The 24,035-nt window shown below is 73.1% G+C and carries 18 protein-coding genes; 13 read left to right on the forward strand and 5 right to left on the reverse strand.

What is annotated here, in order from left to right; all coding sequences use genetic code 11:
• The 4 genes from ACPXCB_RS30855 to ACPXCB_RS30870 all read right to left on the reverse strand — a co-directional run.
• Positions 1-2,347, reverse strand: a 2,347-nt coding sequence (locus tag ACPXCB_RS30855; RefSeq protein WP_425879573.1) for an amino acid adenylation domain-containing protein, incomplete at its 3' end; no start/stop codon positions are given.
• Positions 2,348-2,488: 141 nt separating this feature from the next.
• Positions 2,489-3,091 carry a cysteine hydrolase gene (locus tag ACPXCB_RS30860; RefSeq protein ID WP_425879574.1) on the reverse strand — a complete coding sequence of 201 codons (603 nt, stop codon included), beginning with the start codon at positions 3,089-3,091 and terminating at the stop codon, positions 2,489-2,491.
• 11 nt (positions 3,092-3,102) lie between these two features.
• Positions 3,103-5,184 carry a glycogen debranching N-terminal domain-containing protein gene (locus ACPXCB_RS30865; RefSeq protein ID WP_425879575.1) on the reverse strand — a complete coding sequence of 694 codons (2,082 nt, stop codon included), beginning with the start codon at positions 5,182-5,184 and terminating at the stop codon, positions 3,103-3,105.
• On the reverse strand, positions 5,177-5,548 hold the full coding sequence (locus ACPXCB_RS30870; RefSeq protein WP_425879577.1) for an SCP2 sterol-binding domain-containing protein: 372 nt from the start codon (positions 5,546-5,548) through the stop codon (positions 5,177-5,179). Before ACPXCB_RS30870 ends, ACPXCB_RS30865 begins: the two co-directional genes overlap by 8 nt.
• Positions 5,549-5,740: 192 nt before the next feature.
• Between ACPXCB_RS30870 and ACPXCB_RS30875 the strand changes: the two genes are divergently transcribed.
• On the forward strand, positions 5,741-6,502 hold the full coding sequence (locus ACPXCB_RS30875; protein WP_425879579.1) for a sulfite exporter TauE/SafE family protein: 762 nt from the start codon (positions 5,741-5,743) through the stop codon (positions 6,500-6,502).
• 87 nt (positions 6,503-6,589) lie between these two features.
• Here ACPXCB_RS30875 and ACPXCB_RS30880 read toward each other — a convergent pair whose 3' ends face one another.
• Positions 6,590-9,286 carry a sugar-binding protein gene (locus ACPXCB_RS30880; protein ID WP_425879581.1) on the reverse strand — a complete coding sequence of 899 codons (2,697 nt, stop codon included), beginning with the start codon at positions 9,284-9,286 and terminating at the stop codon, positions 6,590-6,592.
• Positions 9,287-9,703: 417 nt separating this feature from the next.
• Between ACPXCB_RS30880 and ACPXCB_RS30885 the strand changes: the two genes are divergently transcribed.
• The 12 genes from ACPXCB_RS30885 to ACPXCB_RS30940 all read left to right on the forward strand — a co-directional run bounded on the left by ACPXCB_RS30885 (position 9,704) and on the right by ACPXCB_RS30940 (position 23,818).
• Positions 9,704-10,867, forward strand: coding sequence for an ROK family protein (locus ACPXCB_RS30885; RefSeq protein ID WP_425879583.1), 1,164 nt, complete (start codon positions 9,704-9,706; stop codon positions 10,865-10,867).
• A gap of 50 nt (positions 10,868-10,917) precedes the next feature.
• Entirely contained in the window at positions 10,918-11,967 is a 1,050-nt protein-coding gene (locus tag ACPXCB_RS30890) for an extracellular solute-binding protein (RefSeq protein ID WP_425879585.1), read from the forward strand.
• Positions 11,968-12,059: 92 nt separating this feature from the next.
• A complete protein-coding gene (locus tag ACPXCB_RS30895; protein ID WP_425879587.1) occupies positions 12,060-13,133 on the forward strand; it encodes an ABC transporter ATP-binding protein in 1,074 nt (357 codons plus the stop codon).
• On the forward strand, positions 13,130-14,923 hold the full coding sequence (locus ACPXCB_RS30900) for an ABC transporter permease (RefSeq protein ID WP_425879589.1): 1,794 nt from the start codon (positions 13,130-13,132) through the stop codon (positions 14,921-14,923). The genes ACPXCB_RS30895 and ACPXCB_RS30900 overlap by 4 nt, the downstream gene beginning before the upstream one ends.
• Positions 14,911-15,891 (forward strand): creatininase family protein, encoded by a 981-nt coding sequence (locus tag ACPXCB_RS30905; RefSeq protein WP_425879591.1) that lies wholly within the window; start codon positions 14,911-14,913, stop codon positions 15,889-15,891. The genes ACPXCB_RS30900 and ACPXCB_RS30905 overlap by 13 nt, the downstream gene beginning before the upstream one ends.
• Positions 15,888-16,841: an amidohydrolase family protein gene (locus tag ACPXCB_RS30910; RefSeq protein WP_425879593.1), complete on the forward strand. Its 954-nt coding sequence runs from the start codon at positions 15,888-15,890 to the stop codon at positions 16,839-16,841. The genes ACPXCB_RS30905 and ACPXCB_RS30910 overlap by 4 nt, the downstream gene beginning before the upstream one ends.
• 63 nt (positions 16,842-16,904) lie before the next feature.
• The gene (locus ACPXCB_RS30915) at positions 16,905-18,362 is read left to right on the forward strand and encodes an argininosuccinate lyase (protein WP_425879595.1); all 1,458 of its coding nucleotides are present in this window, start codon (positions 16,905-16,907) and stop codon (positions 18,360-18,362) included.
• A 40-nt stretch (positions 18,363-18,402) separates the two neighbouring features.
• Positions 18,403-19,332 (forward strand): ROK family protein, encoded by a 930-nt coding sequence (locus ACPXCB_RS30920; protein WP_425879596.1) that lies wholly within the window; start codon positions 18,403-18,405, stop codon positions 19,330-19,332.
• A 270-nt stretch (positions 19,333-19,602) separates the two neighbouring features.
• Entirely contained in the window at positions 19,603-22,023 is a 2,421-nt protein-coding gene (locus ACPXCB_RS30925; RefSeq protein ID WP_425879597.1) for a carbohydrate-binding module family 20 domain-containing protein, read from the forward strand.
• A 212-nt stretch (positions 22,024-22,235) separates the two neighbouring features.
• On the forward strand, positions 22,236-22,445 hold the full coding sequence (locus tag ACPXCB_RS30930) for a hypothetical protein (RefSeq protein WP_425879599.1): 210 nt from the start codon (positions 22,236-22,238) through the stop codon (positions 22,443-22,445).
• 43 nt (positions 22,446-22,488) lie between these two features.
• Positions 22,489-23,133 (forward strand): dihydrofolate reductase family protein, encoded by a 645-nt coding sequence (locus tag ACPXCB_RS30935; protein WP_425879600.1) that lies wholly within the window; start codon positions 22,489-22,491, stop codon positions 23,131-23,133.
• Positions 23,134-23,257: 124 nt separating this feature from the next.
• A complete protein-coding gene (locus tag ACPXCB_RS30940) occupies positions 23,258-23,818 on the forward strand; it encodes a dihydrofolate reductase family protein (protein WP_425879602.1) in 561 nt (186 codons plus the stop codon).
• Positions 23,819-24,035 lie beyond the last annotated feature (217 nt).

Genomic DNA, 24,035 nt, shown 5'->3' on the forward strand with positions numbered 1-24,035 from the left:
GTTCGGTGTGGAAGAGGCCGACGGACCAGCCGTCGAGGACGATGTGGTGCCAGGTGAGGCAGAGCACGTGTGCGGTGTCGGAGAGTCGGAGGGTTCGGCAGCGTAGGAGTGGGCCGGTGGTGAGGTCGAACGGTTGGTCGAGTTCGGCGCGCAGGATCTCGCGGACGTGGTGGTCGTGGTGTTGGGGGTCGATGTGGGTGAGGTCGTGGCGGGTGCGGTGATGCGTGGGCCCGGGGCGGACGATCTGGACGGGGACGCCGTCGTGTTCGGCGAAGGTGGTGCGGAGGATCTCGTGCCGGCGGGCGATTTCGTTGATGGCGGTGTCGAGGTGGTCGAGGTTGAGTTCGCCGTCGATGTGCCAGGCGGTCTGGGTGTTGTAGGCGGTGGATTTCGGGTCGAGGGTGTGCAGGAACCACAGGCGTTGCTGCGCGAACGACAGGACTCGGCCCGGCGACGAGGTCTCGCCGTCCGGCGGGACGAGGACCGGATCCGGCTTGCTCGGTGTCCCGGCGCCGGACACGACCGGATCGTCCTCGCCCCCGACGGTCGTCGGACCGGCCGTCACCTCGGCCCGCAGTCGGTCGGCCATCGCGGCCACGGTCTGCGCCTCGAACACGATCGCGGCGGAGATCGGCAGCCCGAACCGCTCGCGCAACCGGACGGCGACCATCGTGGCCCGCAGCGAGTGCCCGCCCAGGGAGAAGAAGTTGTCGTCGCGGCCCGGCGTCCGGCCGAGCACGTCGGCCCACACCTGCGCCACCCGCCGCTCCAGGTCGTCGCGGGGCGCCTCGCTGACCTGCTCCGCCGGCGCGGGCAGCGCGGCCCGGTCCAGCTTGCCGTGCGGGGTGAGCGGCAGGGCGGCGAGTCGGACCCACGCGGCGGGAACCATGGTCGCCGGCAGGTACCGGGCCGCGTACTCGGCCAGCGTCGCGTCGTCCGGACCGACCTCGGGCACGACGTAGCCGACGAGCCGGGGACCGGCCGTGCCGTCGTGCACACGGACCGCGGCGGCCCGCACGCCCGGATGACGCAGCAGCACGCTCTCGATCTCGCCCAGCTCGATCCGGTGGCCGTGCAGCTTCACCTGGTCGTCGACCCGGCCGGCGAAGTGGTAGGTGCCGTCCGGTAGCTGACGGGCCAGGTCGCCGGTGCGGTACAGGCGGCTGCCCGGCGGCCCGTACGGGTCGGGCGGGAAGCGCTCGGCGGTCAGGGCGGGACGGTCGTGGTACCCCCGGGCCACGCCCGGCCCACCGATGAACACCTCGCCCAGGCTGCCGGCGGGCACCGGACGCAGGTCGTCGGTGAGCAGCCGGATGGCGGCGCCCGCGGCCGGATGCCCGAGCGACGGCGGGCCGTCGCCCTCGACCGCCACCTCCCCGGCCATCGCCAGCACGGTGGCCTCGGTGGGGCCGTACAGGTTGACGGTGGTGAACGTGTGCTCGGGGCGGGGGCGGGCCAGCAGCTGCTGGCCCCCCGCGCCGAGGATGCGCAGTGCCCCGTCGGCCGGCGCCGGCCGGGTCAGCACGGCCTCGGCGAGCGGGGTGGGCAGCGTCGCCGAGGTGATCGCGTGCGCGGCGAGCCAGTCCACCAGCCGGTCGGGGTCGACCCGGGTCGCGTCGTCGGGCATCCAGAGGCTGGCGCCGGCCACCAGCGGCGCCCAGATGTCCCACACCGACGCGTCGAAGCCGGGGGAGAACAGGTGCAGGCAGCGGTCGTCGGGACCGAGGCGCTCCGCGTCGGCCCGCCACCGGGCCAGCCCGCGCAGCGAGCCGTGCTCGACCATGACCCCCTTCGGCAGGCCGGTGGACCCGGAGGTGTAGATCACGTACGCGAGGTCACCCGGGCCGACCGGCACGGCCGGCGGGCGGTCGGGGTACGCGGCGAGCGTGGCCCGGTCGTCGTCGAGCAGGACGACCGGGGTGCCCGGAACCACCAGGTCGGGCCGGACCAGCGACCGTACGGTGACGAGCACCCGCGCCCGGGAGTCGGTGAGCATGTGTCGGACCCGCTGCGGCGGGTAGCCGGCGTCGATGGGCAGGTACGCGGCACCGGCGGTGAGCGCCGCCAGCACGCTGACGATCCCGTCGACACCGCGGGGCAGCAGGACGGCGACGAGGTCACCTCGGCGTACCCCGGTGGCCCGCAGGTGCCGGGCCAGCCGGCTGCTGCGTGCGCGCAACTCCCCGTAGGTGACGAGGGCGTCGTCCGTGCCCAGCGCCAACGCGTCGGCGGGATGCCGGACGATCGCCTCATGGACGAGGTCCGCGTGGTGTGGCTCGCCCCCGGCGGGCTGGCCGGACGGCCGGCCGGGGACGGGGGGCGCTGACCAACCGCTTTCCTTGATCATGATGAGCCGGATGCTGCCAGCGTGGCACGCCCGTCGTCAATGCAAACGGGCCGGGCTAGGGGCTGTCCTGGCCGTTGTCGGGGCTGGCCGGCCGCCCGCCGGAGCGGCCCCACCGGGGCGCCGGACCGCCCGCCCGATGGCTCACCTCGACAGGCGGTCGACGGCCTCGGCGGTGGTGACCACCTCGCCGAGTTGCCCCAGTGTCTCCAGGCTCGCCCGGTGCGTCTCGTCGGTCGCGGCGGTGCACGCGTCGGAGACCACCACCGGCCGGTAGCCGTGGTTGACCGCCTCGAACACCGTGCCGGTGACGGAGAGGTTGGTGGCGACACCGGTGAACAGGACGGTGTCCACGCCCCGGCGCCGCAGCACGGTGTCGAGTTCGCTGCCGAAGAAGCCGGTGAGCCGGACGTGGGTGATGACGACGTCGCCGGCCTCCGGCGCGAGTTCGTCGACGATCCGGGCCTTGGGCGCGCCCTCGAGGAAGGCCTGCCGCTCCCGGAGCATGGCGAAGCTGGGCGTGTTGGGGATGAGGTCCGGATATCCGGGCCGGTGCGCGACCCGGGTGTAGACGACGAGGCCGCCACTGGCGCGCACCGCCGTGGCGACCTGCGCCGCGTACGAGGCGACGCGGTGCCGGGAGACCTGCTCGGCGAAGAACGGACCGAACACCCCGTCGGGACTGACGACCTCGTGCTGCCAGTGGACGCCGACGACGGCGGTCCGCCTCGGGTCGAGTTCTCGCATCGTCCCTCCCGTCACGGCGCGGAGAGCTGCTGCGGCGCCGGCTGGTGGCCGCGTCCGCCCGCGCCGGCCGGCCCTCTGCCGTACGCGTCGAGATGCCCCCACCGCCCGGGAATGTCGAGCAGCGCCACGAAGTCGAGACTAGCGGGCAGAGCGGGCCTGATCACGAGGTCTTCGCCGACCGGTTGCAGCCCGAGCATCGTGCGCAACAGCAGCAGGGTGGCCCCGGCGGACCACGCCTGCGGGCTGCACGCGGTGGGATAGTTGACCGGATACTTGGTCTCGGCCCGGCTGTAGCCGGCGAACGCCTCGGGCAGCCGGCCGTCGTAGAAGACCGCCGCGTCCAGGATCCCGGCGGCGATCCGGGCCGCCTCGTCGGCGTACCCGTAACGACGCAGGCCCCAGGCGATGAAGGAGTTGTCGAACGGCCAGATCGTCCCGACGTGGTACCCGATCGGGTTGTAGCGGCTCGCGGTCTCCGCCAGCGTGCGCACCCCCCAGCCGCTGAACAGCGCGGGCGACATCAGATGTCGCGCCAGGGCGGCGGCCTTCGACTCGTCGACGATGCCGCTCCACAGCAGGTGGCCGATGTTGGACGACAGCGCGTCCACCTGACGGCCGTCACCGTCGAGCGCGAGGGCCATGTACTCGCCGTCGGCGACCCAGAAGTCGCGGTTGAAGCGCTGCCTGAGCTCGGCGGCGTCCCGTTCCAGCCGGTCCGCGTACGCCGGGTCGTCCCAGATCGTCCGGGCGAGCCGGGCGGTGCGCATCTTCGCGTCGTACGCGTACCCCTGCAACTCGCAGGTCGCCCTGGGGAAGCCGGGCAGCCGCCCGTCCTGGTACGAGATGCCGTCCCAGGAGTCCTTCCAGCACTGGTTCTCCAGGCCGTTGCGGGTGTTGCGCCGCTCGTAGGAGATGTAGCCGCTGCCCGTCAGGTCGGCGTAGTGGTCGATCCAGTCGACCGCCGCCCGCGCCTCCTGTTCGACCGAGCGGACGAGCGCGGCGTCGCCGGTCCAGCGTTCGTACTCGTCGAGCAGCACCAGGAACAGGGGAGTGGCGTCGGCGCTGCCGAAGTAGGGAGTGTGCGGCGTCTCCTCGAACACGCTCATCTCCCCGTACCGCATCTCGTGCAGGATCCGGCCGGGCTCCTCCTCCCGGAAGTCGTCGACCCGGCTGCCCTGCCGGAACGCGAGCACCCTGAGCGTGGTGGCGGCGAGATCGGGCGCGAACGGCAGCGCCTGGAGGCTGGTGAGGATGCTGTCCCGGCCGAACAGGCTCATGAACCAGGGCAGACCGGCGGCCGGTACGCTCCGGTCCTCGGCGAGGAACGGGCTGAACCGCAGCGCGGCCAGGTCGATGAGGCTACGCCGGTACGCGCCGCGCAGGGGCTCGAAGCCGGATTCCAGCCGGGGCGCCTCCGCCAGCCAGTCCTTGAGCCGGCGCTCCTTGTCCCGGCCGCGCGCCCGCCCCGGGATGGTGAGCCGCTCCAGTCCTCCCGGCATCGGCAGGTCCGGCTCGGCGGTGAGCCTGGTCCGCCACCTGCTGTGCGGTTCGAGGTGGACCGCGAGCGTCAGCCCGTCGTCGTCCAGCTCCGCCGGCGTCGTGGCGGAGACGATCGTCTCCCGCCGGAACCGTTCCCGCTCGTAGCCGAGGACGAGGCGTCCGTCGTCGATGCGCCGGTAGTGCCGGCCCTTCTTCCGCGCCGTCGCGTCCTTGACCTCGAAGACGTCCGCGAAGTCGGCGTCCACCTCGACCCGGACGGTCAGGTCGACCGGCCGGCTGTCGTGGTTGATGATGCTGAGTTCCTCGTGCAGGCCGGTCTCGAGCGTGTGCACCCGCCGCACGGAGAGTGTGCTGTTGACGTAGACGTCCTGGTGGCCGGGGACCAGGTAGAACCGGTTCTCGAAGTAGTGGATGTCGTCGATGGCGAGGGTGCTCAACCGCTCCCCGTCGATCGTCAGCACCCACTTCGACAGCAGGCGCGTGTCGTGGGCGAACAGGCCGAGCGGGGTGTCGGGCGACGGGACGATGTCGCCGGCCCGGTCACAGACCAGGAAGGTCGTGCCGTCCAGGATGCTCACCTGGCCGTCACTCATGGCCACCTCCCCGGCGGCGTGTGCCCCGGGACGTGGGCGGCGGCGGAAACAGCTTCCGGACGGTCGCGAAGAGCCGGGGGCTGCCCGCCACGGCCGCCTCGCCGCGCAGCACGGTGGTGAGGAAGTACGCCTCCCCGCTGGCGATCCGGTCGAACACCGCCCGGTCCGCCTCGACGACCGCGTCCCCGCCGGTCGCCTCCTCGGAGACCCTGACGTCGCCCTTGTCGATGGAGACCAGCCAGTGGTCGGTCCGGCCGCCGCGGCTGATGTCGAAGCGCACGCTGCCCTCGTCGATCGCCCTGAGCCGGCGGTCGTGCCCACGGCGCGCGAGGCCGTGGAAGAAATCCTCGGTGGCATCCGCCATCGCGACCCTCCTCACCGGCCACCATTCCCCGCAAACGCCGCCACCGCCTCACCCGGAGAGGGTGAACTTCCGGCGGCCCCGCCGGGGGCGCGCCCACCGCCGGCCGGCCCCGGGCCGTCCCGCGCGTGGCGGGCCGGGCGGCCCGACCGACACCCGCCCCGCCGCCGGGCATCGCCACTAGCCTGGGACCCGATGGATCCCATCCAGGCGACGCTGCTCGTCGCCGCCGGTGTCGCCACGGGCGCCTTCAACGCGGTCGCGGGCGGCGGTTCCCTGATCGCCTTCTCGGCGCTGATCGCTGCCGGCATCCCGCCGCTCACCGCCAAGCTGACCAGCACCGTCGCCGTCTTCCCCGGCAACGTGGCGAGCGTCGCCGGAGGGTACCGGGACCTGCCGCCCCGCAGCGACGTGCGACGCGTCCTGCCCGCGGCGGTCGTCGGCGGCGTCGTCGGGTCGGTGCTGCTGCTGGTGACGCCCACCCGCGTCTTCGACGTGATCGTGCCGTTCCTGGTGCTTGCCGCGTCGGCCGTCCTCGGTCTGCGGGGCCGGCTGGACAGGCTGGTCCGGCGCTCCGCGCTGCGGCCGGGGCGGGCACACCCGGCGGCCCTGCAACTCTCCGTCGCCCTGGGCGGCGTCTACGGCGGTTACGTCGGCGCCGGGTTCGGCATCGTCCTGGTCGCCGGCCTGGCGCTCCTCCAGCACGAGCCGCTCACCAGGACGATCGCCCTGAAGAACCTGCTGTCGGCCGTCATCTCGTTCACGGCGGTGGTGCTCTACGTCCTCTTCGGCACCGTCAACTGGGCGGGGGTGGCAGTCGTCGCCCCGGCGACCGTCGTCGGCGGCTATGTCGGCGCCCGACTGCTCCGCAGACTCCCCGAGGGCCCGCTCAGGGCGGTGGTCGTCGCGTTCGGGGTGCTCTTCGGGCTGTTCCTGCTGAGACGCAACGTCCTGTAGACCGCGCTGCCGCCGGGGAGTCTCGCCCCCGACGACGCGACGGGCCCCTGCCGTCCGCTCGGATGGCAGGGGCCCGTCGCGCACCGGTCAGGTCAGCGGGACCTGGCGGGCGAGCGCGGCGCCGCCGGCCTCGAAGGCCGCCAGGACCGAGATGGGCGTGCCACCGGTCGCCGGGACCACGACGGTCACCGGGCGGCCGGAGGGCACCTGCACCGAACGCTCACCGAGCGACCGGTCGCCGTCCCAGGTGTGCAGGTACACCGTGCCGGCGCGGTCGGCCCGGACGGTCACCTGCACGCCGCCGGCCACCTGCCGCTGGCCGGTCAGCCGCAGCGCCCGCTCGGGCAGCCGGGTGACGGCTGCCGGAGCCACGCCGTCCACCGCCGACTGCGCGATGGTCTGCGGGCTGTGCACGCTACGGGCGGCCGTGTCCGGGAAGACCGGGGCACTGGGCTGCCGCTGGGCCGGGGTGAGACCGGGCAGGGTGACCAGGCCGTAGCGGTACGGGTCGGCCCGGACGCCGGTGAAGGTGGACCAGCCCAGCCGGGACTGGGAGCTGAGGTCCTGGGTGTCCGAGTCGTACACCAGCACGTTGAAGCCCATCCGCGCCGGGTCGATGGCGTCGGGCAGCACCGCGAACGGGATGCGCGCCTCGATGGTGTAGCCGGTGTACGGCGCGGTGACCTTGCTGACGACGGTCATCCCCGGGGCGGTCGTGGCGCCCGGTCCCTGCCGGTTGTCGGCGTCGCGCTGCCAGCACGGCGGGTCGCCGTTGGCGGGGTCGTCGGTGACCGGGAAGATGCCCGCCTTGAACACGGTGGAGGTGTCCGTCGAGTTCCCCTTCGGGTCGACGATGATCTCCACGCTGTCGGTGCGCCGCTGCCGCTTGCAGTCCTGCGGCACCACCTTCTTGCCGAGCACGTCGTCGGTGACATGTACGAACACGACGAGCGCGTCCTCGGTGAAGGCGATCCGGCCGGTGGCCGAGGCGTCCTGTGGCGTGGTGGCCTGTCCCTCCCAGATGCGGGACAGGTCCAGCTCCTCGCCGGGGTACTCGCCCGGGGATGCCACCCCGTCGACGGCATGGTCGTGCCCGGCGTGCGGCACCTCGCTGGTCGGCACGAGCTCCAGGGCGCCGGTCTCCACGGTGCTGCCGGTGGCGCTGGTGGTGGTGACGGTGATGCCGTAGTCGCCGCCGTCGCCGCCCTCGTTGGCGGTCGGCAGGCTGGCGTCGCTGTTGGTGACGGTGAAGGTGACCGCCCCGGTCGCTCCCGGCGCCAGGGCCGCGTAGCTCCTGGTCGGCGCGTCGGCGGTGAAGCCGGCCGGCAGGCCGAGGGCGACGGTGCCACTCTGGGCGGTTCTGCCGTGGTTGCGCAGGTCGACCCGGACCGTCCGGCTCTTGCCGGAGCCGAGGGTCAGCACCGGCTTGATCAGGGTGTCCAGCTGCGGGTAGCCGCTGTCGCCGGCCCAGGTGCGGAACAGCCCCACCTCGGGCAGCGGCTCCAGGGTGCCGCGCACGTCGGCGACCACCCGGACCGCGCGGTCCGTACGGCCGGTGCCCTGCCCGGTGCTCAGGGACGCGCCGACGAGGTGCTGCTCGTTGGTGTCGGCGCCGGCGGGGACGGTCACGGTGAAGGTGACGGTCCGTTCCTTGCCGGCCGGTACGGCGCCGCGCACCGCGCCGGAGCCGCTGGTGGTCCAGCCCTGCGGCAGCCGCAGCGAGACCCGGGGCGAGGTGAGGGCCCGGTTGCCGGGCGCCCGCACGTGCGCGGTGACCTCGACGCTCTGCCCGGGGGCGAGGTCGAACCGGTCGGCGGTCAGGTAGAGCTCGGTGCCCTTGGGTAGCCCGCCGGCGGCCGGGGGCAGGACCGAGCCGCGCAGGATCGCCTCGGGGGAGGTGTCCGCCGGGTCGTACGGGACGCGGCTGTCGACCAGGGTGTAGAAGTCGCAGCGGATCTTCGCGGGGTCGGTGGGGGCGGCGGCGGTGTTGGCCCAGCCCTGGGTCACGTAGTCCCGGCGGGCGTCGACCTCGACCTCGGCCCAGGTCTTGCCGCCGGCGCTGCGGGTGCCCTCCCAGACGCCGAACACCTGGTCGGTCGGGACGGCCGGCACGAAGCCGGTGGCGCACTGCGGCCCGGTCGACGAGCTGCCGCTGCCGCCCGTACGCAGGAACTTCGCCGCCCGGAACGGCCTGAGCCCCTCCTTGGTGACCTGCTCCGGGAACGCCTTCGGGTCGGCTGCGGCGTGGAACGCCTCGGCGGCGAAGCGGGCGGCCTGCTGGTGGTTGCCGTGGTTGCCGGGCGTGGGCGACGGGTTCATCGTCATGACGATCTCGGGCCGGGTCTGCCGGATCACCCGGACGATCTGGGCGAGGGTGTCGTCGTGGCCCCAGATCTGCTCGGACAGGGGCGCGGACGCGGTGTACCAGAAGTCGACGCGGTCGAGGTTGTAGAGGTTCTCCACCCCGGCGCGGCCGATCGCGGTGCGTTCCTCGCGCTCCCGGATGATGCCCAGCGGCGGGCCCTCCTCCAGGCCGACGGCGTTGCCGCCGCCCTCGCCACGGGTGATGGTGACGACGCCGGCCTTGGCGCCGTGCTTCTCCTTCCACTGGCCGAGGGTGGCGAGGCTGCCGGCCTCGTCGTCGGGGTGCGCGCTGACGAAGAGGACGTCCAGGTCGACGGCGTCGGTCGGCCGGGCGTCGGTGGGTGCGGCGAGGGCCATGGCCGGTGTCCCGGACAGGGCCAGGGCGAGCGCCGTGGGTAGCAGGAACGCCTTGAGACGCATGCGGATCCTTTCGCGTGACGCGAGGTCCGGGCAGCGGCCGGCGACGTCGGACGCGGGGCGTCGACGTGGGGGTCGCGGTCGGACGGAGAGAGGGCGGGCAGGGGCGCCGGGGCACTAGGAGCGCCGGCGTCACCTCAGGTACGCAGCGGCACGGGGGTCCGTACACACTGGAAGGCCTTCGCCCGGTGACGCTAGGGACCGGCGCGGCGGCCCGTCAATGCTTTGCAAGGTCTTTCTTTATTTGCGGAAGAAACTAACCCCCCGCCATCCGAGGTGTTGCGGGTGGTGAGTGTGCCCGTCCGACGGCCTCCCCTGAGGTCAAAGGAAGGGCGTTTCTGCTGCTCAAGGAGGAGGCCGCAAGGTAGCGAGACGGTTTCGTTACTTGACTCAATAGTTCGTTCGCCGTAAGAAGGAAGTGTGACTGACGTGGTGACGCCACCAACGAGCCCGGTGAGCCGGGAGCGGTCGAAGGAGATCAAGCGGTTGTCCGTGATCTCCACCGCCCGCCAGGTGCGGGTGCTCTCCCGCGCCGAGCTGACCGAGCTCACCGGGCTGAGCCCCGCCACGCTCACCCCGCTCGTGCGCGAGCTGATCGCCGAGGGGTACCTCATCGAGCGCGGCCCGGGGACCTCCCGCACCGGCCGGCCACGGGCGATGCTGGAGTTCAACCCGCGGGCCGAGCTGGTCGCCGCCGTCTCCCTGGAGCCGTCCCGGATCAGCTGCGAGATCGCCGACAGCGACGGCGCCGTCATCGCCCACCGGGCGGTCCGGCTCGCCGGCGACATCGTCGACACCATCTGCCGCTCGATCCCCGAACTCGCCGGCGACGGACTGCCGGCGCTGCGCGGGGTGGCCATCGCCGCGCCCGGCATCTCCACCGGCGGCGCCGTGCGCCTGGCCCCCTCGGTCGGCCTCGTCGAGGGCCGGCCGGTGGGGGAGTCGGTGCAGCGGCGGCTCGGGGTGCCGGTGGTGGTGGACAACGACGTGAACCTGATGGCCGCCGGCGAGCACGCCGTCGGCGCGGGCAGCGACGTCGCCGACCTGCTGCTGCTGCACGTGGCCGACGGCATCGGCGCCGGCCTGGTGCTCGACGGGCAGGTCCGCCGGGGCGCCGGCGGGGCCGCCGGCGAGGTCGGTTTCCTGCCACTGGACCCGACCGACCGGGGCCACGACGGGATCGGTCCGTTCGAGGCCCGCTGGTCGGAGAACGCCATCGCCGAGCGGATGGTGGCGCTGGCCCCCGGGCGGCGGCCGGACTCGCCCGTGGCCGACCTGGTGGCGCTGGCGGCCATCGACGACCGGGCCGCCGCCTACCTGGACGACGTGCTCGCGGCCTGGTCGCGGCTCATCGTCTCCTGCGTCTGCGTCGTCGACCCCGGGCGGGTGCTGCTCAGCGGGGCGGCCGCCCACCTCGACGACGCCGCCGTCGACCGGCTCCAGACGCTGGTCACCGCCGCCGCACCGAGCACCACCGAGGTGCGCCGGGCCGTGCTCGGCGACCGGGCGGTGCTGCACGGGGCGGTCAGCTACGCCCTCTCCGCGGCTGCCGCCGGCATGCCGACCCTGCTGCCGACCCCTTGACCACACACCACGCACACCGCAGTCCCCCCCACACCCCTCGGAGGTACCCCATGAGACGTCGACTTCTCCTCGCCGGTGCGCTCGCCACCGTGCTCGCCGCCGGCACCGCCTGCGGCGGCGGCGGTGGTGACGACGCGGCCGGCGGCGCGAGCGCCGAGAAGCTGACCATCTACACGGCCCGCGACAAGAAGGTCTCCACCTACGTGGTGGACCAGTTCACCGCCAAGTACCCCGAGTACAAGGGCAAGGTCGAGATCCTCAACCTGGGCGCCCAGGAGATCCTCGAGCGGGTCCGGGCCGAGAAGGCCAACCCGCAGGCCGACGTCTGGTGGGGCGGCACCCAGCAGGGGCTCTCCGCCGGCGCCGGCGAGGACCTGCTGACCTCCTGGCAGCCGGCGTTCGCCGCCAAGATGGACCCGAAGTACAAGGACGCCGAGGGCCGCTGGTTCGGGGAGATCCTGCTCCCCGAGGTCATCATGTACAACAACAAGGCGCTCACCCCGGAGCAGGCCCCGAAGGACTGGGACGACCTGCTGAAGCCGGAGTGGAAGGACAAGATCATCATCCGGGACGTGGCCGCGTCCGGCACGATGCGGTCGATCTACGCCGCCATGATCATGCGGCAGTCCCCGGACGGCAGCAACCCGCAGCCCGGCTACGACTGGCTCAAGAAGCTCGACGCCAACACCGGCGCGTACGCGGCCAACCCGACCGACCTCTACCTGAAGCTCTCCCGCCAGCAGGGCGTGGTCAGCGCCTGGAACCTCCAGGACGTCCTGCTGCAGGCCAACCAGTCGAACATGCCGTTCGGCTACGTGATGCCCGCCTCCGGCGCCCCGGTGCTGGTCGACGGCATCGCCGCGGTCAAGGGCGGCAACACCACCGGCGCCCAGAAGTTCATGGAGTTCCTCTTCGACGACAAGCTCCGCGCCGACCTGGCCAAGGACTACTACCAGATCCCGGCCGTGGACATCGCCGAGAAGCCGGAGTGGCTGGCCCAGCTCGGCCTCAAGCCGCTGGACGTCAACTGGGACGTGATCGGCAAGAACGAGACCGAGTGGATCAACCACTGGAACGGCCAGATCAAGAACAAGGGCTGACCGCCCGGGCGTGTCGGGGGCGGGCCCGCCCCGCCCCCGCGCCCCCACCTGACGACCGTCCAGGTCCGGTACCGCACGAAGGAGAGGACCTCATGATCGATGTCACGCTCGAGTCGGTGAGCAAGCGCTTCGCGCGCGGCGGCGACACCGCGGCCGTGGACGACGTCGACATCACCATCGCCGCCGGGGAGTTCTTCACGCTGCTCGGCCCGAGCGGCTGCGGCAAGACCACCACCCTGCGCATGGTGGCCGGGTTCTACTTCCCCACCTCCGGCCGGATCCGGTTCGGCACCGAGGACGTCACCCGCCGGCCGCCGAACAAGCGCGACACCGGCATGGTGTTCCAGAACTACGCCCTCTTCCCGCACATGAGCGTCGCGCAGAACGTCGCGTACGGCTTGAAGATCCGCAAGGTCGGGCGGGTCGAGGCGCGGCGGCGGGTCGAGGAGGCGCTCGGCCAGGTGCACCTCGCCGGCTACGGTGACCGGCGCATCGACGAGCTCTCCGGTGGCCAGCAGCAGCGCGTCGCCCTGGCCCGGGCGCTGGTGATCCGCCCCCGCACCCTGCTGCTCGACGAGCCGCTGTCGAACCTCGACGCCAAGCTGCGCGAGGAGACCCGGGTCGAGATCCGCCGCATCCAGCGCGAGGCCGGCACCACCTCCATCTACGTCACCCACGACCAGGCCGAGGCGATGGCCATGTCGGACCGGATCGCGGTCATGCAGTCCGGCCGGGTCCAGCAGATCGGCGCCCCGCAGGAGATCTACCACCGCCCGGCGACCAGCTTCGTGGCCCGCTTCATCGGCCGCAGCAACGTGCTCACCCTGCCGGTGGTCGCCGCCGCCGAGCAGGCCGTCACCGTCGGGCTGCCCGCCGGCGGCGAGATCACCGCACCCGCCCCGACCGACCACGGCCTGCGCCAGGGCGACACCGCGTCGGTCTCCGTCCGGCCCGAGCACATCGGGTTGACCTCGACCACCGAGGCGGGCGCGCTGCCCGGCCGAATCACCGAGGTGGAGTTCACCGGCATGGCGACCAACCTCGTGGTCGACGTGGCCGGCGAGCCCGTCCAGGTCGCCGCGATCGACGTGCCGGCCGGGGTCGCCGCCGGCGACCAGGTCGGGCTGCGGCTCAACCGGGAGCGGATGTGGGTGGTGCGCCCGTGAGCACCCTCCCCGCCACCCCCAGCCCGGCGACCGTCGCGCCGATCACCGGCGAGCCGACGCCGCCGCGCGGCCCGCGCCGCCGGCTCGCCGACCGGTTCGCCGGCGGCACCGGCTCGCGCTGGTTCCCGTACGTCCTGGTCTTCCCCCTCGCCCTGATCCTCTTCGGGTACGTGGTGCAGCCGATGTTCGCCACCTTCGCCGAGAGCGTGGGCGTGGATGGGGTGGAGAACTACGGCAGCTTCGTCACCGGCGGCGGGGTCGCCCGGTCCTCCCTGGTCACCTCGCTGATCATCTCCGCGGCCAGCGTGCTGCTCTGCGGCGTCGTCGGCGTGGCGATGGCCTTCCTGCTCAAGCGCTTCTCGTTCCCCGGCCGCAAGCTGATCGAGGCGATCATCCTGGTACCGGCGGCGCTGCCGCCGCTGATCGGGGCGATCTCGTTCCAGCTGCTCTACAGCGAGACCGGCATCCTGCCGCGCGGCCTCCAGCAGCTCTTCGGCGCCGAGAACCCGGTGCTGCCGTTCAGCGGCATCGCCGGCGTGCTGGTCGTGCACACGTTCACCATGTACCCGTACTTCTACCTGTCCGCCTCGGCCGCGCTGTCGGGCATGGACCCGTCGGTGGAGGAGGCGGCGTACAACCTGGGCGCCGGCCGGGTCCGCGTGTGGCGCACGGTGCTGCTGCCGATGCTCACCCCGGCGCTGGTCTCCGCCTCGCTGCTGGTCTTCATGACCTCGCTGGCGTCGTACACCGCCCCGCTGCTGTTCGGGGTGGACCAGACGATGACCATGCAGATCTACATCAACCGCACCAACGGCGACCTGCCGATGGCCTCCACGTACGCCTCGGTGCTCGGCGTGGTCTCGGTGCTGTTCCTGCTCGGCATGCGCTGGTACGAGGGACGGCGCAGCTACCGCTCCCAGTCCAAGGGCGTCGCCGCGCACCGCCGCGAGATCACCAACCCGCTGGGCAAGTGGCTCGCCCTGACCGCCTCGGTCCTGGCCACCGCGGTCCTGCTCGCGCCGGTGGCGACCATCGCCCTGGTCGCGTTCTCCGAGGACGGCTCCTGGACCACCGAGGTCATCCCGGCGGCGTACACCACGCAGAACTTCGTCACGATCTTCTCCGACCCGGCGGCGTTCCAGCCGATCCTCAACTCGTTGCAGATGAGCCTCATCGCCACCGTCGCCTGCGTCGTCGTCGGCGTGCTCATCGCGTACGCGGTGCGCCGGCTGGACTTCCGCGGCCGGGGACTGCTGGACGTGGCGGTCATGCTGGCCTGGGCGCTGCCCGGCACGGTGGTGGCGATCAACCTGATCTCGGCGTTCAGCACGGGCAACGCGTTCAGCTTCGGACAGGTGCTGATCGGCACCTTCTGGATCATGCCGCTGGCGTACTTCGTGCGGTTCCTGCCGCTGGTGTTCCGGTCCAGCTCGGCCGCCCTGGCGCAGCTCGACCCGTCGCTGGAGGAGGCCGCGCGCAACCTGGGCGCGTCCTGGTGGCGGGCGTTCGGCACGGTCACCCTGCGGCTGATGCTGCCCGGCGTGGTGGCCGGCGCGCTGCTCGCCTTCGTGCACGGCGTCGGCGAGTTCGTCGCCTCGGTGCTCATCTACACCTCTGACACCGCGCCGATCTCCGTCGAGATCAACAATCGGATGTACTCGTTCGAGGTCGGCACCGCCGCCGCGTACGGCATGCTCCAGGTGGTCCTGATCTTCGTGGTGATGGTGGTCTCCGGTCGCCTGGAGGGCGGCCGGCGCTCCAGTCGGGAGGCGGCCAAGTGGACGGCGTGAGCGCGGCCTGGCCGGGGGGCGGCGGGCTGGTCCCCGCCGCCCGGATCCCCGGCGGAGAACTGGCGGCGGTTGCCGAGGCGGCGGACTTCGCGGTGCTGCCGGTCGGCGCCGTCGAGTGGCACGGCCCGCACCTGCCGCTGGGCACCGACCTGATCCTCGCCGAGGGCTTCGCCGCCGAGAGCGCGCTCGACGGCGACGGCGCGGTGCCGTCCGGTGCCGGCTCCGCGCCTCCGGACGGCACGGCCACCCCGGCGGGCCCGCGCGGGGTGCTCTTTCCCGCCGTGCCGTACGCCGCCTGCCCCGGCCAGACGCGGCCGTGGCCCGGCACCGTGGCGATCCGGCCCGAGATCGCGGTCGGCTACCTCGCCGACGTGATCGAGGGGATCGTGGCCGCCGGCTTCCCCCGGCTGCTGATCGTCAACGGACACGACGCGAACATGTCGACCGTCCGCGCCGCCATGGAGTGGGTCTCCGGGCGGCGCACGGCGAGCCTGCTGCTGGTCAACTGGTTCCAGCTGGTCACCCCGGCCGAGACCGCCGAGCTGTACGGGCCGCTGCCGGCGCGCGGGCACGGCGGCGCGTACGAGACCTCCGGGGTGCTCGGCTTCGACCCCGACGCGGTCCGCCTCGACGCGGTCGCCGACCTGCCGCCGAAGCCGAAGCTGCCGGTGACCCACCCGTACGTGCTGGTGGAGTCCCGGCCCGACCCGTGGCAGGGCTGGTCCGGGCACATCTCGCTGGCCGGCGAGGAGGCCGGTCGCCGGGTCCGGCAGCTGGCCGGCGCCCGGCTGCGCGAGGTCGTCGCCGCCTGGGTGGCCGCCCCGCCGTCCGCCCCGCCCACCGACGCCCCGCTGCCCACCGACGCGGCACCGGACGCGAACGCGCCGCTGCCCACCGACGCCCCGCCGGCCGCCGACGCGCCACCGGCCGCGCCGGCCGGCGGACCCGAGCCCGAGGAGGCGCCGTGACCGTCGACCGTGGACTGGACGTCGTCGACTTCCACCTGCACTTCCGCATCGGCGCCGACGAGACGATCCGGGCCTGCGAGCACGCCGCCGACATGCACCCCGGCGGCGAGCACGGGCAGGCGGTCCGCGCCGCCGCTTCCGCCCCGTACGCGCGGCAGTGGCGGCAGTCGTGGGGCTTCCCGGACCCGGAGCCGCCCGCCGAGCGCTGGCAGGACGAGGCGGACCGCTGGGCCGAGGAGCTGCGCGCGGTGAACGTGCGCCGGGCGGTCTTCGTCACCGGCGGCGGCAACGACACCGTCGCCGACGTGGTGGACCGCCACCCCGACCTGCTGCTCGGCTTCGCCCACCACGACCCGTACGGCGCGGGCGCCGCCGCCGAGCTGGAACGCGCCGTCACCGAGCGCGGCCTGCGCGGGCTGAAGCTCTTCGCCCCGCTGCTGCGCGGCCCGCTCGACGACGAGGCCCTCGACCCGCTCTGGGGCGCCGCCCAGCGCCTCGGCGTGCCGGTGCTGATCCACATCGGACACTACGGCAGCGCCGGCGGCCTGTCCCACGGCCGGCACGGGGGCCCGGACGAGCTGGCCCGGATGGCCCGCCGCTTTCCCGAGCTGGCCGTGGTGGTGCCGCACTTCGGCGTCCAGCACGTGCAGGACCTGCTCTTCGCCGCGTGGGGCTGCCCGAACATCCACGTCGACACCTCCGGGTCGAACCAGTGGGTGCGCTGGATGCCGTACAAGCTGACGCTGGACGAGCTGTTCCGGCGTTGCTACGAGACCATCGGCCCGCACCGGATCGTGTTCGGCAGCGACTCGTCATGGTTCCCGCGTGGGTACGTCACCCGCTACCTCGACGACCAGCTACGGATCTGCCGCGAGCTGGGGCTGCCCGACGACCACCTACGCGCGATCTTCGCCGGGAACGCCGAGCGCCTGCTCGGCCTGGACGACTGACCGGCTGACGCCCGGACGCGACGCGCGCCGCCGCGCCCGGCACGGAAGGAAGTAGAGACCGTCATGAGCACACCCGCGCTGACCACCTATCAGCGGCACCACCTCCGGCCGACCTACGACCACCACGTCGGGTACCTCTTCCCGGCGATGGTGCGGGCCAGCCAGGCCCACGTGGTGATGCTGGTCGAGCAGGGGCTGGTGCCCGCCGAGCGCGGCGCCCGGCTGCTGCGCGGGCTGGCCGAGCTGCGCGCCGACACCGCCGGTGCGCCGGAGTTCGACGGCACCTTCGAGGACACCTACTACCTGATGGAGAAGCGGCTGGCGCAGGCGTGCGGCATCCCCACCTCCGAGCTCGACGTGCAGATGGCCCGCAGCCGCAACGACCTCGACGCCGGGGTGTTCCGGATGCTGCTGCGCGAGCAGCTCCTCGGCGTCCTCGACCGGGTGCTCGCCGCCGGCGCGACCGCCCTGGACTCCGCGCACCGGTACGCCGACGTGGTGATCACCGGCTACACCCACCGCCGGCCGGCGCAGCCCACCACCATCGGGCACGCCCTCGCCGGCTACGCCGAGGCCCTCGCCGGGGAGGCAGTCGCCTACGCCGAGCTGATCGACCAGCTCAACACCTCGCCGTTGGGCTCCTGCGCCTTCGCGGGCACGGACCTCGACATCGCCCCCGCCCGGGTGGCCGAGCTGCTCGGCTTCGACGGCCTGGTCACCAACTCGTACGAGGCGGTGGCCGGTGCCGACCACCTCGTGCGGGTCGGCACCCTCAACGCCCAGGCCCTCGCGACCGGCGCCAGGCTGGCCCGCACCCTCATGGACTGGCTGAGCTGGCGCTGGGTGACCACGCCCGGCGACTTCACCCAGGGCAGCAGCATCATGCCGCAGAAGCGCAACCCGGTGGTGCTGGAGCACCTCGTCTCGATGGCCGGCGCCACCGCCGCCGACGCCGCCAGCGTGCTCAACAACGTCGGCGCCGCCTGGTGGGAGGACTCCAACAACGCCACCACCGACGTGCAGGTGCGGCTCTGGGAGAGCAACGACCGCACCGACCGGTTCTTCGCCCTGCTCGGCGGCTTCCTCGCCGAGATCGAGCCGCTGGAGCCGCCGTCGGCCGAGGAGATCGTCGCCTCCGGCGCCACCACCACCGCCGCGGCCGACGCGCTGACCCGGCACGGGGTGCCGTTCCGGGCCGCCCACTCGGTCGTCGGCCGGCTGGTCCGGGGCGGGGCCCCGGCCACCTGGACCGCGCAGACCGTCCGGGCGGCGGCGGAGGGGATCGCCGACGGGCTCGACGACGACGCCGTCGCCGAGCTGATCGCCGCCGCCGTACGCCCGGAACTGGTGCTCGACCGCGCCCAGGTCGACGGTCCCGGCGCGGACGCGGTGCGCGCCCAGGTGGCGGTGCTGCGCGGCACGTTCGACACCGTCGCCGGCCGGCTGGCCGCCGTCCGCGACCGCCTCGCCGCCGCCGACGAGGCGCTGGACGCGGTCGCCGCGCAGGGGGCGGCCCGATGAGCGCGCGGGACGCGGCGACCGGGTGCGTGGAGGTGGTGCGGTGAGCGTGCGACTCGCCGGCCGGGCCGCCCAGTCCGCGTCGCCGGCCGGTGCCGCGGGCGTGCTGCTCGGCATCGACTTCGGCGGCACCAAGATGGCGGTCGGGGTGGCCGACGGCGAGGGCCGGCTGCTGGCCCGCGAGCGGGTGCCGACGTACGCCGAGCGGGGTGCCCCACAGGCCCTGGACCGCGCCCTGGAGTTGGCCGCGAAGCTGGTGGGGGAGGTCGGCGCGCCGGTCGCGGCGGCCGGGATCGCCTCGCCCGGCGTGGTCCGCTCCGACGGCATCGACCTGGCGCCGAACGTGCCCGGCTGGGACGGGCTGCGCCTGGCCGACGCGGTCCGGGACCGGCTGGCGGTGCCGGCGGTGGCGGTCGACAACGACCTGAACGCCGCCGCCCTGGCCGAGCTGCGGCTCGGCGCGCTCCGCGACGCCGACCCCGGCCTGGTGGTGGGCCTGGGCACCGGCGTGGCGGCGGCGGTCACGGTCCGCGGGTCGGTGCTGGCCGGTCACCACGGTGCGGCCGGCGAGATCGGGTACGCCGTGGCCGGCGGCCCGTGGCCCGGCACGATGCTGGAGCTGGGCTTCTCCGGCCGGGCGCTGGACCGGCTCGCCGAGTCGCTCGGCGTGCCGGGCGGGGCGCGGGGGCTGGCCGCCGCCGCCGAGCGGCCCGGCCCTGCCCGGGACGCGCTGACCGCCCGCGCCGACGAGTTGGCCCGGCACCTGGTCACCTGCTGCCTGCTGCTCGACCCGCAGCGGGTGGTGCTGGTCGGCGGGGTGGCCGGCAACGCGTTGATCCGCGGCCTGCTGGGGGAGCGGATGGCGGCGGTGCTGCCGTACCCGCCGGAGGTGGTGCTGTCGCGGTTCGCCGACGACGCCGCGTTGCTCGGCGCGGTCATCCTCGCCCGCGAGGCGGTGCCGACCCCCCGCTGACCGGCCCGGCCGGCGCCGTCGTCGGGCACGCGGCGCTTGCAAGTCCTTGCAGAGTATGAAGCCGACGATCCACCATGGATCGTCGGCTTCGTGGCTTTTAAGGGATATGAACGAGACCTGTCGGGGGTCGTCGGCAGTGTTGCCATGAAATTTCGAGAAGTTTGCTGCAAGGTATTGCAGAGACTGCCGTCGATCGAGCATTGTCTTTGCTACCCGGACGGCCGTCCCCTCGTCAGTGCCTCTTCGTCCCCGGAAGTAGGTCCTTCTGTCATGGCACGATCGACACCGCCCCTGCGCGCCCGCATCCCCCGCCTGCTCCTCGCCGCCGCCGTCGTCGCGTCCGGCGCCACCCCGCTCGTGGCGACCGCCGCCGCGCCCGCCCACGCCGCCGTCGCCCTCAACGACAGCGAGGTGACGGCCAACCTGTGGGAGTGGAACTGGAACTCGGTCGCCGCGGCCTGCACCGACCACCTTGGCCCCGCGGGCTACGGCGCCGTCCAGGTCGCGCCGCCCCAGGAGTCGGTGAGCCTGCCCGACAGCGCCGACGGGGTGCACCCCTGGTACGAGGTGTACCAGCCCGTGTCCTACAAGCTGGAGAGCCGGTTCGGCAACCGCCAGCAGTTCGCCGCCATGGTCACCGCGTGCCACGCTGCCGGCGTGCGCGTCTACGTCGACGCGGTCGTCAACCACATGGCCGGCGTCAACAACCCTGCCGGCACCGTCGGCTACGCCGGCACCACCTTCACCGGCTACGGCTACCCGGCGGTGCCGTACGGCCACGGCGACTTCCACCACCCCGGCGACAACTGCCCGACCTCCGGCGGCATCACCGACTGGAACAACGAGTCCCAGGTGACCAGCTGCGAGCTGCTCTCCCTGTCGGACCTGTACACCGAGAAGGAACAGGTCCGCGACAAGATCGCCGCGTACCTCAACGACCTCATCGGGCTGGGCGTGGACGGGTTCCGCGTCGACGCGGTCAAGCACGTCAAGAAGGCCGACTTCGCGGCCATCCTCGGCAAGCTGAACAACACCGTGGCGGAGAACAAGCGCCCGTACGTCGCCCAGGAGATCTTCGACGGCGCCTCGAACGACGCGCTCAAGGCGCGGGCGTTCATCGGCAACGGCGACGTACTCGACTTCGGGTACGCCAAGGGCCTGCGCTCCAGCTTCCAGGGCTCGATCGCGAACCTCGCCAACGTTCCCAACTGGAACCTCGACGCGCCCAGCGCCAACGTCTTCGCCATGGTCACCAACCACGACCTCGAACGCGACGGGGTGGTGCTGTCCTACAAGAACGGCAGCGACTACACCCTGGCCAACTACTTCGCGCTGGCGTACCCGCACGGCAAGCCCTCGGTCTACGACAGCTTCACCTGGTCGAACCGCAACCAGTCGCCGCCGGCCACCGGCAGCGGCCACGTGACCGACACCGTCTGCGGCGGCGCCTGGACCTGCCTGACCCGATCCACCGGGATCAAGGGCATGGTCGGCTGGGCCAACACCGCCCGCAACGTCAAGACCATCTCGGACTTCACGGTCGTCAACAGCAACGTCATCGGCTTCCACCGGGGCGACCGCGGGTGGATCGGCATCAACGACTCCGCCGCCGCCAGCACCGCCCAGTTCGTCACCGGCCTCGCCGACGGCGCGTACTGCGACGTCGTCTCCGGCGCCGCCACCGCCGCCGGGTGCACCGGCGCCACGGTCACCGTGACCGGCGGCCGGGCCACCGTCACCATCCCCGCCAACGGCGCGGTCGCCATCCACGCCAACGCCCGCGGCGGCCCCGCCGCGAAGGTGGCCACCACGTTCACGGCCGCCGCCTCGCTGCCCGCCGACCGGACGCTGCACCTCGTGGGCGACACCCCCGCGCTCGGCAACGGCGACCCGGTCAGCTCCGTGCCGCTCACCCGTACCGGCACCGGCACCTGGACCGCGACGGTCGACCTGCCGGCGGCCACCGCCGTCTCCTACCGGTACCTGGTCAAGAGCGGAACCACGGTGGTCGAGCAGGAGGCCGCCAGCCGCACCTTCACCACCCCCGCCGGTGGGACGACGACCCGGACCGACGCCTACGTGCCGGGGCCCGTGGGGGACACCGTCGCCACGACCTTCACCGTCACCGCCACCGTGGCCGCCGGCCAGGAGGTCTACGTCGTCGGTGGCGTCCCGGCGCTGGGCAACTGGGCGCCGGCGAACGCGGTGCGGCTGCCCGCCGCCGGTGGCGTGTTCCGCGGCGTGGTCGACCTGCCCCGGTCGGCCACCGTGGAGTACAAGTTCATCAAGAAGACCGCGGCCGGGGTCGTCACTTGGGAGTCCGGCGCGAACCGGAGCCTGACCACCCCGGCGGGCGGCACCCACACCGTCACCGAGACCTTCCGTGGCGACACCGCCGGGCCGGTCGCCACCGCCTTCCACGCCACCGCCACCACCTCATTCGGCCAGAACGTGTACGTCGTCGGCAACCTGCCCGCCCTCGGGGGCTGGAACCCGGCGAACGCCGTTGCGCTCTCCCCGGCCGACTACCCGCTCTGGCGGGCCACCGTCAGCCTGCCGCCGAACACCGCCGTCGAGTACAAGTACCTGAAGAAGAACGCCGACGGCTCCGTCACCTGGGAGGCCGGCGGCAACCGGAGCTTCACCACCCCGGCGGGCGGCACCCACACCCGCACCGACACCTGGCGCTGACGCCACCGGTGGCCGGCCCCGACGGGGCCGGCCACCCGGCCGCGCGTCGCCGCCGGCGGGTCGGGCGTCGCCCCCGCGATGGCTACCATGGCTGCCCATGGACGTGCCGACCGGCCGCACGATCCACTGGGCCTGCGGCGTGGTTCGACGGCGAGCAGTAGCGGGTCGCCGAAGGCCTGCTGGACCACTGCGACCAGACCGGCATCGACCCGATGACCGGATCCGAGTTCGCCTACTGCCTGGGCGTCTACCGCTTCGGCCGGGACTTCCTCACCCCGGAGGCCGTCGTCGCGGACACGGAGCACGGCTGGTACATCGACGCCGACGAGGGCGACGAACTGCCCGCCGTCCGCGAGATCTTCGCTCGGCACGCCGCAGCCCGCGCGGTCACCCGTTCGGACACGGTCCATGACCTATCGTGAGTGCCGAGTGCCGGATCGCACACCAACTCACCGGGGGTAGGACGTGGGCCTGATCCACATCGAACTGTTCGCGACCCTCGACCTCGTCGGGCAGGCGCCCGGCGGCCCCGACGAGGACCCGGCGGGGTTCCCGTTCGGGGGCTGGCAGGCGCCCCTGCTGGACGCCGTCTCCGGGGCGCAGGTCGGTGCCGCCTACGAGGGCACCGACGCCCTCCTGCTCGGCCGGCGGACGTATGACATCTTCGCCGCGCACTGGCCGCACCAGGAGGGCGGCGAGGACCACGAGATCGCCACGCTCTTCAACAGCGTCCCGAAATACGTGGCCTCCCGCGGCAGGCCCGACCTCTCGTGGGCCGGGTCCACGCAGCTCGGCCCGGACCTGGCCGGCGCGGTGCGCGAGATCCGTGACCGGCACGAGCACGTGAAGGTCGTCGGGAGCCTGAACCTGGTGCAGACCCTCCTGCGCGAGAAGCTCTTCGACCGTCTGGACCTCTGGGTGTACCCGATCGTGCTCGGCGTCGGGAAGAAGGTGTTCGACGGTGGCGCGGTGCCCACGAACGTCACCCTTCTCGAACCGCCGGTGGCCGGCCCGAAGGGCACCGTCTACCTGCGCTACGGGCTCGCCGACGGCACGCCCGCGACGGGGGACATGAGCGCGCCGGATCGCGGTGCCGGACGCGACGACTGAAGCCGCCCGGTAGGCAGGCCGGGAGGTGGCCCGGACGGGCCGCCAGATTGTCGGGCCCTCGTCTCATACTGGGCCACCAGGCTGCCAACGGTCGCACGAGACGACCCGACACCTAGGCGGAGAGATGGCCAAGCTGATCAACACCGACATCGTGTCCCTCGACGGCTACGTCAACGACGAGAACGGCAAGTTCGGCTGGAGCGAGCCGGTCGAAGAGGTGCACCGCTTCCTCAACGACCTGGACCGGGGCATCGGCACCCACCTGTACGGCCGCCGGCTCTACGACGTGATGTCCTACTGGGAGACCGCCCACGAGGAGCCCGGCCAGCCCGACTACATCCTCGACTACAGCGAGATCTGGCGCTCCGCCGACAAGATCGTGTATTCGTCCACCCTGGAAGAGCCGCGCAGCGCCCGCACCCGCATCGAGCGCACGTTCGACCCGGAGGCGGTCCGCGCGCTCAAGGAGTCCGCCACGCGCGACCTGGCCATCGGCGGCGCCAACCTGGCCGCCCAGGCCCACCGGGCCGGCCTGGTCGACGAGATCTGCCTCATCATCTGCCCGGTGCTCGTGGGCGGTGGCACGCGCGCCCTTCCCGACCGCGTCCGCCGCAACCTGACCCTGCTCGACCAGCACACCTTCTCGCAGGGCACGATCTTCGCGCGTTACCGCGTGGACGGCTGACCCGGCGTGACCGCCAGGAGTGCCTGCTCCGGTCGTCGCGCCGACTGACCTGGGACGAACGACGTCAGTGACCCAGGGCCTGCGGCGGCAGCACCACCACTACGACGACACGGCCCAGGCTGCCGACACTTCTACGACACGCCTAGGGCCTGTGTCGAAGTCGGTGCCAGGGCTTGAGCTGTTGAGTGAGGATCTTCGCGTGTCGGTGTTCGAGATG

Source organism: Micromonospora sp. DT62, from assembly GCF_049847285.1.
Lineage (GTDB): Bacteria > Actinomycetota > Actinomycetes > Mycobacteriales > Micromonosporaceae > Micromonospora > Micromonospora reichwaldensis.